The sequence below is a fragment of the Acinetobacter guerrae genome (assembly GCF_009372255.1).
In the GTDB taxonomy this organism is placed as follows: domain Bacteria; phylum Pseudomonadota; class Gammaproteobacteria; order Pseudomonadales; family Moraxellaceae; genus Acinetobacter; species Acinetobacter guerrae.
The window spans coordinates 21,268-33,684 of the sequence record NZ_LXGN01000058.1 but is presented as its reverse complement, the minus strand read 5'-3'; the positions used below and the strand labels follow the sequence as shown (position 1 = coordinate 33,684).

At 39.9% G+C, this 12,417-nt stretch carries 9 protein-coding genes; 3 read left to right on the top strand and 6 right to left on the bottom strand.

Annotation, left to right across the window (positions count from 1 at the left end; all coding sequences use genetic code 11):
- Nucleotide 1: 1 nt before the first annotated feature.
- A complete protein-coding gene (locus A7A69_RS15465; RefSeq protein WP_241675277.1) occupies nucleotides 2–1,831 on the bottom strand; it encodes an extracellular solute-binding protein in 1,830 nt (609 codons plus the stop codon).
- 61 nt (nucleotides 1,832–1,892) lie between these two features.
- Nucleotides 1,893–5,138, bottom strand: coding sequence for a LysM peptidoglycan-binding domain-containing protein (locus A7A69_RS15460; RefSeq protein ID WP_152878543.1), 3,246 nt, complete (start codon nucleotides 5,136–5,138; stop codon nucleotides 1,893–1,895).
- Nucleotides 5,139–5,348: 210 nt separating this feature from the next.
- Here A7A69_RS15460 and dnaQ point away from each other — a divergent pair, with 210 nt between their 5' ends.
- The 3 genes from dnaQ to nudC all read left to right on the top strand — a co-directional run bounded on the left by dnaQ (nucleotide 5,349) and on the right by nudC (nucleotide 9,364).
- Entirely contained in the window at nucleotides 5,349–6,743 is a 1,395-nt protein-coding gene (gene dnaQ / locus A7A69_RS15455) for a DNA polymerase III subunit epsilon (RefSeq protein WP_187349246.1), read from the top strand.
- 228 nt (nucleotides 6,744–6,971) lie between these two features.
- The gene (locus A7A69_RS15450; RefSeq protein WP_152878541.1) at nucleotides 6,972–8,618 is read left to right on the top strand and encodes a chemotaxis protein; all 1,647 of its coding nucleotides are present in this window, start codon (nucleotides 6,972–6,974) and stop codon (nucleotides 8,616–8,618) included.
- Nucleotides 8,618–9,364 carry an NAD(+) diphosphatase gene (gene nudC / locus A7A69_RS15445; RefSeq protein WP_152878540.1) on the top strand — a complete coding sequence of 249 codons (747 nt, stop codon included), beginning with the start codon at nucleotides 8,618–8,620 and terminating at the stop codon, nucleotides 9,362–9,364. Before A7A69_RS15450 ends, nudC begins: the two co-directional genes overlap by 1 nt.
- A gap of 50 nt (nucleotides 9,365–9,414) precedes the next feature.
- Here nudC and A7A69_RS15440 read toward each other — a convergent pair whose 3' ends face one another.
- From A7A69_RS15440 to A7A69_RS15425, 4 genes are all read right to left on the bottom strand, one after another.
- A complete protein-coding gene (locus A7A69_RS15440) occupies nucleotides 9,415–10,299 on the bottom strand; it encodes an alpha/beta hydrolase (protein ID WP_152878539.1) in 885 nt (294 codons plus the stop codon).
- Nucleotides 10,289–10,990 carry a BON domain-containing protein gene (locus tag A7A69_RS15435; RefSeq protein ID WP_187349245.1) on the bottom strand — a complete coding sequence of 234 codons (702 nt, stop codon included), beginning with the start codon at nucleotides 10,988–10,990 and terminating at the stop codon, nucleotides 10,289–10,291. The genes A7A69_RS15440 and A7A69_RS15435 overlap by 11 nt, the downstream gene beginning before the upstream one ends.
- 67 nt (nucleotides 10,991–11,057) lie before the next feature.
- Complete coding sequence (locus A7A69_RS15430; protein WP_152878538.1) at nucleotides 11,058–11,462, bottom strand: YraN family protein; 405 nt, start codon at nucleotides 11,460–11,462, stop codon at nucleotides 11,058–11,060.
- A 14-nt stretch (nucleotides 11,463–11,476) separates the two neighbouring features.
- Nucleotides 11,477–12,412, bottom strand: coding sequence for a penicillin-binding protein activator (locus tag A7A69_RS15425; RefSeq protein WP_152878537.1), 936 nt, complete (start codon nucleotides 12,410–12,412; stop codon nucleotides 11,477–11,479).
- Between the last annotated feature and the right edge of the window lie 5 nt (nucleotides 12,413–12,417).

The window sequence follows — 12,417 nt, the reverse complement described above, 5'->3', positions numbered from 1 at the left end:
TTTATTGTCTGCGCAAATAATTTGCAACAGCTTGAGCTTTTTTAGGATTTGACCACCAATAATCTAATCCGACCGAAAGTTTAGGTAAAGTTTGTGGATGCTCATACATATCCCAATAGGCATACCAGTTTTCACCTTTTCCATAGGTTAAGATTTGATAATAACCTGCACGTAACAAACGATCTAACACTTTTGTATTGGTAATCAATTCCTCACGACTAGAAGATTTCACCAGTTTTTGAATGACTGCATCGATCACAGGATCTTTAATGCCCGCGAAATTATAATTGCCTACCTGATCTGCGGCAGAACTACTCCAGAATTGAAATTGTTCATTTCCTGGGGTTAGAGACTGCGGCATCGCCATTGTAGTTAAATCAAAATCATTACGGCGCATACGCTCTAAATACTGTGGCACATCGACCTGTCGAATCGATACTGTAATTCCGAGACGTTTAAGATTTCGCACCAATGGCATAAGTGTACGCTGTAAGCCATCTTGATGGATTAACAATTCAAACTGAATCGGTTTGCCTTGATGATCACGTAATTGACCTGCTTTAACGCTATAACCAGCATTGATCAATAACTGTCTTGCTGTTAACAAGTTATGACGATTGAAACCACTACCATCACTGGTTGGATATTTCCAATCGGACAACACCCCTTGTTTCACAATCGGATTTAACTTGGATAGATAAGGCTCCAAGACTTTAATCTCTGCTGCTGAAGGCTTTCCTGTCGCAGCCAATTCGCTATTATCAAAATGACTTTGTAAACGTCGATATTTGCCATAAAACAATGCTTTATTTTGCCATTCAAAATCATAGGCATAACTCACAGCACGACGAAATTGAATGTCATTGAGCGGGGCGCGCCGACTATTCAATACAATGCTTTGCATGGTCATTGGATTACGATGTTTAAACTCAAATTTTTTGACCATTTGATTATTCATGGCTGGAAAATTATAAGCTGTCACCCATTTTCTGGCAGTAAATTCTTCTTGCCATGTATATTGCCCAGACTTAAATCCTTCAAAGGCAATATCCATATTACGGTAATAAACATATTTGAGGCGATCAAAGTTATAACGCCCACGATTCACGGCTAAATCTTTACCCCAATAATCTGGATTACGTTTATAAGTAATACTGCGTCCCGCATCGATCCGCTCAATCAGATAAGGACCTGACCCTAAAATCGGCTCCATGGTGACGCGGCTAAAATCTTTATTTTTCCAGTCTTTTTTGGAGTAAATCGGGAGAGTCGCTAAAATCAACGGCATTTCAGCGTTATTTTCAGACTTAAAGCTAAATTTCACTTGATACTTAGACAGCACCTCGGTTTTGGCTAAGTCTGCAATGTACATTTGCAAGCCCGGATTAGCCTTGGTTTGATACGTGTCAAAGCTAAATTTAACATCTTCTGCGGTGAGGGGCTGACCATTGCTAAACTTAGCTTTTGGATTTAAATCAAAAATAACAAAATTGGTATGTTCAGGGTCAAAGGTTGCCGTTTTTGCCAAAAGCGGATACATCACCGCGGGTTCATCCAATGAAGTCGACATCAGAGAGTCGAAGATAAAATTTACACCATCCGTTGAACTACCCTTACCATTCATACTATTGAGGTTGTCAAAAGTACCATTGCTATATTGACTGAGTATTCCACCTTTTAGTGCCTGCGGATTGGCATAAGGCATATGAACCAATCCACTATATTTTGCAGTTGAATGGATGGCGATATAGGGTGTCGTCTGCACCGCAGCATTTCCCGCACTGCAATAAAAAGTAACTGCAAATACAGCACTTTTTATCACCTTAGACATTATTTTGTTTTGTCTGCTTTGCGAGTTTCGTCCTGAAATAAAATCCATCACCAGATGCAACTTATAAGTTCGGAACTTTAATCACATCGCCAATACGAAGCTGCGCATTTTGTTTCAGATCATTAAGATCAGCCAACTCCGCAATTGCCATACCAAACTTACTTGCTAAACCAATTAAAGTGTCGCCACGCTTAACAGTGTATTCGGTAATGGTTTTTGGAATTTGCAAAGATTGTCCACGCTGTAAAGATGCACGCGCATTCAAATTATTTAAATCCGCTAAATCTTTTGCACTCATGCCCAAACGACTAGCAATACTATTTAAGGATTCACCCGACTTCACTGTATAAGATTCAGTATTGGCAGATGCTTTGCTTTTAGAGGATGTTTTGGGACTGTCCTCTTTGGCAGTTTCAGGTTTAGGCAAATCGCCGGTTATCTTTAACTTTTGTCCAACACGTACATTTGAGTTACGACTTAAACCATTTAAAGCAGCCAGATAATTTAACTGAAGATGATAGCGACTTGCGATACTGGCAAGTGTCTCACCAGATTTAACAGTATGCGTCTCTGGTGAAGTCTCTTGTAACTCAACCTTAGCCGAAGGCGAAATTTCACCTGTTAGTTTCAAACGCTGCCCTACGCGTAATCCAGCGTTACGACTTAAACCATTGAGTTCAGCAAGATCAGCAAGCTCTAAATCAAACTTATTGGCTACACTATTTAAACTATCACCCGCTTGAACAGTATATTGCTCAGGGGTGGTAGAACCCGCAGGAATTTTTAAAGTCTGTCCAACTCGAACACCGCTATTAGCTGCAATATTATTCAAGCTTGCCAGTTCAGCCAAGCTCATTTTCGACTTGCTTGCAATACTGGATAAAGTATCGCCACGCTGCACTTGATAATTTTCGGTTTTAATCTGGCTAGACGCATTACTACGGCTTTCTTTTGTTTCAGCTTTGTCACTGTCCTGAGCAGTTACTTCATGCAATGGAACATTAATTTTTTGTCCCACATTTAAGTTACTAGTCGCGGTTAGACCTGAGGTTAGATCAGCCAATTCCTGATTGGATAAAGCGTAACGATCTGCAATCAGTTTTAAATATTCGCCGCGTTTGACTGTATAGGATTTGGTCGCAACACGTGTGCTCCTGGTTTCATTCGTTTTCACATCATTACGGCTAGTAGTAATGGTATGTGCATTACGTGAGGTCGTATTATCTTTTAACGCCAACTTCTGACCAACAAACAAACCACTGGTTACAGACAAATTATTATAATCTGCCAATTGCTTAACAGTTAAACCAAATTGATCGGCCACGCCTGTCAAATTGTCATTGGCTTTTACTGTATAGCTTTCAGGTTTGACCTCTGGCTTAGGAGTAGAAGGTCGATCTATAGCCTGTGGCTTTGCATCATATAGATATAAACTTGCACCAACAAATAAGGTGTTGTTTGGGTCAATCTGGTTCCATTTAGCAATATCACGCCAGCTCACACCATTTTTTGCAGCAATAATCGCTAAAGTATCTCCAGCCTGAACAGTGTAAGTTGAACGTTTTCCAGAAGGTTGAACGACCACGATATCAGTATCAGTTTTGATATAGGGTTTACCCTGATTATTCTGTGCTTCATAACTGTCTGCACTCACTGTTTCAGCCACTGCTTTTGGATAAGCAAACCCTTTGGTGACTTCCTTACCTTCTGTATCAGCAACGGACTGACTAGTTTGAATCGCAGTTAACCTGATTTTACCATCATAAGGATCGACAATTTCTGTACCTTTAGGTGCAATCGCTTTTAGTTCAGCAACCACTTGATCTTTCTCAGCCTGTGTCGGTTGTGGTTCGAGAGCCTGTTTAACAGTTTCTTTTCCCCCTTCCTGTTTGACCAAAGTCACAATTTGTTCACGCTCAGCTTTAGAAATAGGCGGCTCAGCACTAACAGCTTTAACATTTGTCGCAGGAGTTACTGCAACAGGAATACGTGGTGCACTTGGTATATCCGCACTGGCCGCAAACGCAGCCAACTCATCAGCACTACGCGGTGTGGTTTTTAAAGGCCGAGTAATCGAGGAAATAACATTACTTGTGGTTGAAGGTCGACTACTGCTACTTGCTGTCATCACAGGAGGTTGAGTACGACTTGGTGTTACAGTTTGAGTTGAACCACGAGTTGATGTGCTCACGGTTACATTGGCATTTGGTGCAGGTGTAGTCGTATTACTTGCCCAAAACCCAGAGGATGCTTTTAAAGCTTTGAGCTTGGCATCGACTGATGGATTGACATCCGCAGGAATCAAAATCCGCATCGGGCTTTCTGGATCAATACGCTCACCACGATAACCAGGGTTAAGTGCATACAATTCAGTACGACTTAATCCTGTCAAAGAAGCAATTTGGTTCAAATCGACTGGTGCACCTAACGTGACTTCACGGAAGTGAGGACGGTTGGCAATAGGGGGTAAATTTACATTATAAGCTTTTGGATTTTTAATAATTTGAGCAACTGCCAGAAAACGCGGAACGTAGTTCATGGTTTCCTGCGGCAATTTGAGTGACCAATAATCTGTTGGCAACCCTGCTGCCTGATTTCGATTGATCGCTTGCTGAATACGGCCTGGACCAGCGTTATAAGCTGCCAAAGCCAACTCCCATGAACCGAACTGATTGTATAAACTGCCTAAGAACTCATAAGCTGCTCGGGTTGATTCGACAACATCGCGGCGACCATCATACTGACTGGTTTGCTTCAAACCATAAATACGACCTGTACTTGGAATAAACTGCCACAGACCTGCGGCTGCTGCACTACTCGTTGCAGCTGGATCGTATGAACTTTCAATCACAGGGAGCAAAGCCAGTTCGGTTGGAATACCACGGCGTTCAGCTTCTTTTACGGTGTGATATAAATAACGACTAGCACGCGCACTTAAACGATCCAAATACGGCTGACGTGAAATAAACCAGCTACGCTGCGCTTCAATACGTGGATCCCAATGGTTTAAATCCATTTTAAAACCTACGGTCATACGTTTCCATACGTCGCCATGTTTTAAAATCAGTAAACGATCCCCTTCTACAGCACGCATATCTGTTGCAGAAAGTAAATCTTCAAGCGAATCCAGACTACTGGCATCCAGATAACCTGAGCCTACTTGTTTTGATGTTTTTGTTTTTGCAGTCTGAGGAGTTGAAGAACAGCCAGTGGTTAGACCCATTGCTGCCAAAGCAGAAGCCAATATCGTAATTTTAAAAAGTGATGCTGCGGGAAATTGCCACACCATATTGGTCGGTTTATACATAAAATGTTCCAAACAACTCGCGTAAAGTTTAATTCTTTGATATGCCATTGTAGTGAAGCATGACGCTGAGACAAGGCAATAATTTAACGTGATTTGCGTGGAAATGTTACAAGAAATTAAAAAAAACAGCGAATCAATGGCTCGAAAACCACGATTTGCATATACAATACGGGAAGTTAAGTCCATTTTTTTAGTTTTAGGTTCAATATGATCTCACAAACAATCACGCTCTATGTTGATGGTGCCTGTAAAGGTAATCCTGGCTTAGGTGGTTGGGGTGCTTATATTATTAGCCAAGATGGCGAACATAAACTTTTTGGTGGTGAAGCTGAAACCACCAACAATCGCATGGAGCTGACCGCCGCAATTGAGGGTGTTTCTTTCTGTCCTACAGATGCAAAACTCATCATCTGGACAGATTCAAACTATGTCAAACAAGGCATTACTGAATGGATCCACGGCTGGAAAAAGAAAAACTGGAAAGATGTTAAAAATCCAGATCTTTGGCAAAAACTTGATCAGGTTTGTACAGGGCGTGACATCGAGTGGAATTGGATTAAAGGCCATGCGGGTCATACTGGCAACGAAATGGCAGACCAATTGGCAAACTTAGGCGTTCTGCAACCTGAAAAACAACATATTGTTGTTCCCCAATCTGAGTGGATTGGTCATCAATTATCTGTAGCAGATGCAAAAAAAAAATTTGAAAATGACTGGTTGCTTGACGACCCTTTTGGTCTAGATGTAGCTGATGAACATATTGACAATGAAAGATTACAAGAAGATCAGGTTGACGTAGAGTTACCGGAAACTGATGAATCCAAAGACACGGTTTCATCGCTGAATGAAACAATAGAACAAAGCAAAAAACATCCACATATTGTCACCACGCCAGCGACCTTAAATGTTCAAGGGCCACGCCAACTTATTTTAGATACAGAAACCACAGGTTTTTATTTTCAGGATGGTGATCGCATTATTGAGGTCGGCGCGATTGAAATGATCAATCGTAAGTTAACAGGCAGTTCTATTCATATTTATATCAATCCAGAAAAGCCCGTTGGTGAATCCGAAAATATTCACGGCATTAGTGACGATTTTCTCAAAGACAAGCCTAAATATGCTGAAATTGCGGATGTACTCTTTGATTATCTCAAAGGTGCAGAAATTATTGCACATAATGCAACCTTCGATATGAACTTTCTAAATACCGAGTTCAAACGTGCAGGCTTACCTACTCTTTCAGAAGTATGTGATGTCACCGATACCTTAGCTCTTGCTAAAAGCAAACATCCTGGGCAAAAAAATTCATTAGATGCATTGGTCAGACGTTACGATATTCCTGCGCGTGATCGTACTTTCCACGGCGCGTTGCTAGATGCCGAAATTTTGTCAGATGTCTATCTGGCCATGACAGGTGGACAGGTTTCTTTTGATATGGATGCCCTGTCACAAAATGAAAATCACGGACAACAAAATGGTCGAAAACGTGTCCAAATTGATCTTCCAGTCATTTTGCCTGAACCTGAAGAACTCATACGACATGAGACTTGGGTCAAACAATTTGAAGAAAAACAGGGTAAGGCTTGCTTTTTTGGCAAATAAAATTCATGTGAAGATCTGCTTTTAGTATTCCAAGCTCTAAAAGTTCAGTTATATTAGTTTATAAATAATGTGCTGATGATCAAATTCTATCACCAAAATCATCCATAACTTGGAAGTAAAAACATACAGCATAATGTGTGGGGATGTATGCGTATGTTTCATGATCAGGGATTTAATTCGATCTATCAGGCAATTTGACACCAATAACATAGGAAAGGTGCAGCTTACATGTCTTATCAAAGCTCTATTCACTTCGACCCAACTGCATTATTAATAATAAAAAATGAAATTGATAATTCAATAAAACTCGTTGAAAACGCAGTGAGTACATTGGCAGAAGAACAAGCCCTGCCTTTTGGCATAGATGATGCGCTGAATCAATTTGAACAATGTGCGCGCATTTTAGCCATGATTGATATGCCACGCTTGGCACTCATTACAGATTATTCAGCTTCATTGATGCGTAAAATCATGTCTGAACCACAAAATATTCAGACACAGGATGTAGTTGCTTTAAGTGAAGGCACTACTATGTTAAAACGCTATATCGAATTTATTTGCTTGCGTGAAGTAAAAGTTTCACAATTTCTAATAGATACATTGAATCGACTTGAACTCGCATTAGGGAAACCACAAACACGCGAAGGCGAACAAATTTTACCTTTGCTAGATTGTTTTCAACCTAATTTTAATTTGACAGCAACCCCAGAATTAGAAAAATCTGCCTATATCCATCAACTCTACAAACTCTGTTTGCATAAGCTTCTTCAACATAGTGCAAAACCATTAGATTTTCAGGCGATCAAACTCGTTGGAGCTTATTTAGCATCACTAGCGCAAAATACGCCAAGCCAACAATACTGGCAATTGGTAAACATTGCACTAGGTCATATTGATCACTTGATTTTAAATAATGCACGTTTACGCATATTTATTCAGTTAGAAACCAGTATGGGACAGTTCTTGCAACAGCCTGAGAACTTCACAGCATCCAGTGCAGATTTAGCAGATATACTCAGCCTTTGCATGAGTCAGGAAGATGAGATTTCTGAGCATATTCGTCAGCAACTCAATATTGGTGATGAACAGCTTTCAGATACTCAGCTTGAAGTTTTAAGTCGTCATTTGTATGGCCCAGACTACAACACGATCCACACCGCGAGTGAACTGATTACGGATGCCATGACACAAATCCGTAACGACATTGAATATAACTATCAAAATATGTCGACAGAAAAAATTCAGGAATTACAAGCAAGCTTAAAAAATTTAGCCAACGTATTTAAAGTGCTCAATTTAAACGAGGCGTATCAGGAGCTTTATCGTCAAGCAGAGGCGTTAAACCAACCCACTATTTTAAATGATGAAAATTATGCTCAACAGTTGATGAAAAGCATACTGGCAGCAATGAATTCTATCGGAATTTTAGAGCGTCATTATCTTTCTAGCCGTTTGCAACTTCGCGTCAATAATACAAATATTTCACTGGATCGTCTGGATGATGCGCATCAGGCGTTACTTAGTGAAAGTAAAGCCCTGATAGAAATGGTAATTCAAATGCTTTTACAATGCGAACAGCAGCCTGAGGCACAAGCGCTTGAAGCATTATCCGTTCACTTAAAAGAACTGGCTGGTGCGGCTCTATTTTTAGGCAGCAAAGAGCAACAACTGGCTTTATTACAAACAGCGCAATTTGTACATAACTGCAATGACCAGCAACAAACGCTCAATACTGAACAAATTCGCCTGATTTTAAATGTATTGGCAAGCCTAGATATGCTGATTGACAATTTAAAAAATAAACAACCTGTTTTACAGTCTATGTTTGATGTAGCATTGGAAAATAGTCAGAAATTACAAACAGCGGCGGCCTAATGTCACAACTCTCACTTGCCTATATTTTTCATAATCAACAACTTCTTGTCGATGAAAATTTCCAACTTCCAAAAGTTGAAACACTGGCAAGTGATTTAAAGTTTAAAGCAGGCGATCAGGTGATTGCCAGAGACTTACTTGATAGTGAGGCAATTCCTGAAGGCTTGCAACTTGTACCGATTCGACAGCTCATTACCTTATGGTCTGTCGATGAATTTCAAAAAGCAAGCCGTGCAGTACAACTTTTGGAATGGCGACGTAATCACAAATTCTGTAGTCATTGTGGCCACGAAACTCAGATTCATCCTCTTGAATATGCGATGGTCTGCCCCGCTTGTCGTTATCACCAATATCCTCGTGTTCAACCTTGTGTAATTACCATTATTACCAAGGGTCAAGATGAAGTTTTACTGGCTAAAAATGCAAACAACAAAAGTAATATGTATGGACTGATTGCGGGTTTTGTTGAGGTCGGTGAAACACTTGAAGAAGCGGTACAACGTGAAACACTTGAAGAAGTTGGTTTAAAACTTAAAAATATTCGTTACATGTCAAGCCAGCCATGGCCTTTCCCAAGTAATCTCATGATCGCATTTCAAGCTGAATATGACTCAGGAGAAATACAGCTTCAGGAAGAAGAAATTAGCGATGCGAAATTTTTTAAATTTGATCAACTGCCTGAAATTCCCTTTAAAGGAAGTATTGCACATGCCATGATTATGCAAGTCATGCATCATCCAGCTTGATGAAAATCTAATAGCGCTGTTCGAAACAAGATAAATCTGGAAGCTGTATTTTAGGTTTCCAGACTCTCTTTTAGAAAACTCAAAATAGTGCGTTTGGTCTTAAAATATCGACTAAATAAGCTGGATAACGTACCAATAATTGAGATATGTCCTGTTTTCGGAATAATCGCAATATGGCTATGATTGCCATGCTGCCTCAAAATATGATCAAAATCGATACTGTTTTTTGCTTCAACAATTTGATCATTTTCTGCTAGCAATAAATAATGCCGAATCGGATTGGAATCCACAAAATAGTAAGGCATCACTTGTTGATATGGAATTTCCTGATTAAATGCATCTTGAGCTAGAGGATCCCCCTTATAATCAAAATGATAAGGGCCTGCAATACCAATAATTGCCTTAATATTATCCCGACAATGGACTAAATGAGGATGCGGATGATACACCACTGACATGACATTAAATGCACCGGCAGAATGTCCCATCAAAATCACATTTTGAGTTGAAATTTTGAGTTTCTTCTGATGCTGATCCAAAAAATTTAAGGCTAGCGCCAAATCATCGATATAACTTGGGAAAATATATTCTGGCGCAAGATGATAATTAATGACAGCAACATCGTATCCTTCACGAGCAAATGATTCGCCAATAAACAGATAATCTTTTTTATCGCCATGCTGCCAAGCACCGCCATGAACAAAGACAATTACGGGTTGGCCTTTTAAAGGTTTTTTTGCCTTATACAAATCCAGACGCTGTCTTGATCTTAAACCATAAGCCACATTTTTTTTGCCAATATACGCGGCTTTAGGCGTGATAAAATTAAGCGCATAGCTGCCAAAATCATACAAACGAAACTCATGACAGTGCTGTTTGACTTGCTCAAAACGCTTTTGTAACTGTTTAAGCATCTCATTAGGGCTATTGAGCATTAACTGGCTCGCCCTGATCGGGGTCAATAGCAACTGGTGTCTGCACATCAGGTTGCGCTGTTGTATTACCCACCATAGGGCTTGTTACAATTGAACTGGCAGTTGTCCCTGCAATGGGCTGGTCAATATTATCAATCAGCGTCACAATTTTTGTGACGTTACCTACTTTTTGTAATACATCATTCAAGTCATTCATTTCAGCAGTATTTAGACGTCCCATTACATAAAGTACGCCATCTTCAGTATGAACAAGCACTTTTGTATCGGAAACCACAGGCGCACGTACCAATAAACCACGTGTATTGGCAGTTACCGCCGAGTCTTGCATGATAGTTGAATAACTGACTTGTGGACCAACGGTAATATAATTATGTACCGTTTTGACATCACTCATTGATTTGACATTGTCTTCAGCTAATTGGCGCAGATGCTGATCAGGAACCTGTCCTGTAAGGAGGACATTACTATGAAAACTTTCAATATTGACACGAGACTGCTTAAACCGTGGGTCAAGTTTATATAAATTGATACTTGCTGTACGTTTAATCGAAGAATCAATAAAAACCTGACCTAAACTACGCGCACCAGTTTCTGTTCCCACTGGAGCCGAACCAGTTCCACCAGAAATAAAACTGGCACACCCAGATAAACTCGCCACACACAACACCGTTATTGCAATACGTTTAAACACTCAGCAAAGCTCCCTGAAAACTGTTTTGAATCATGTATGCATCCAACTCAAGAGTAATGAACTCTAGTTACAAAGTAAATGCATTTTCAATCCATTGCTGATCATATCGAAGTTTAGAAAAATCTTGCTGTACTGTTTTTGCAATTTTCTGTGGAAAATCAAAACAAATTACATCAAAACGACAATAAAACTGTTCATAAGCTGGATGACATATCAAAAAGTATTCAGCAGTACGAATAATTTTACGTTGCTGACTAGGACGTATCATTTCACTGGCTTGACCATAGGAACCCATTGAACGTGCTTTGACTTCAACAAAAATTAGCTCATTTCCACGTTCAACAATCAAGTCCAACTCTCCAAAGCGAGAATGAAAATTTTGCTTGACCAGTTGAAAACCCTGTTGCTGTAAAACACGTAATGCCTGCTGTTCTGCCCATTGACCTAAGGCATGATGATGATTCATTGTCATAAATTGATTTATTACTAAAGTGGTAAGATGGTTTTTTTTTGCTTTTGATAACAATGGGGAATTCGTGTCACACGTTGCGAATTCACATCGAGATCACCCGTACGTCCCTCTAATGTAAAATTCTGAATTTTGGGTGTTTTTAAATAAAGCTCGCTTAACATCCATGCATCTGCTCCGAAAGCAATTAAACGCTGATAAGGCATACTCACAGGCTGCTGCAAATAAGCATGAGCAACATCATTCCATTTATGTTCATATAACGCTGGAATATCACAAAACTTTAAACCGTCTGGAATGGGCTGATTTTCTTCAATAGTCGTCGGTTGTGCATACACATTGTTTTTGGGTAAATTTGATAATTGATTTACCCATGCATCATCGCCAAGCAATAGTAAGCCCTGTCCTTTTTTTAACTTTTTAGGTACATCCTGCACCATTTGTGCTGACTGTCCAAGCTGAGACATAACCGACATTAGATACAAGTCGCTCTCTTGTTCATGACCTGTTTGACGTAATACTAAAAGTTGTGAAACCTTGTCCTTGAGTAAAATCTGCTTGAGTGCATATGCATCATCCTGTTTAGCTAGACTAAATTGAATCACGTTTGGCGCCTGCTGCTCAACTTCATTCAATGCCAAGACACGAACGTTTGGATTTAATGCCACAATTTGTTCAACTTCATTTTTTGCAAGTGGCCCCACAATCAATTGTGTTTTTTTATTGAGGTTCTTAGCCAAAATCGTTTTGATGCTTTTTTTGTCAGAATTGATAAATTTAAGGGGAACCTGATCTTCTGACAACGCATAAGCGCTCATAAAACCAGACTTAATATTGCTTGCAGCTCGCGCCATAGGGCCAGATTCGGGTAGAATGACCAGCACTTCAGCTTGCGCTTGAGATATAAAAGCTGCAAAACATACCAGCAGCAATCTTTTTTTATTATTCAACATGGAGT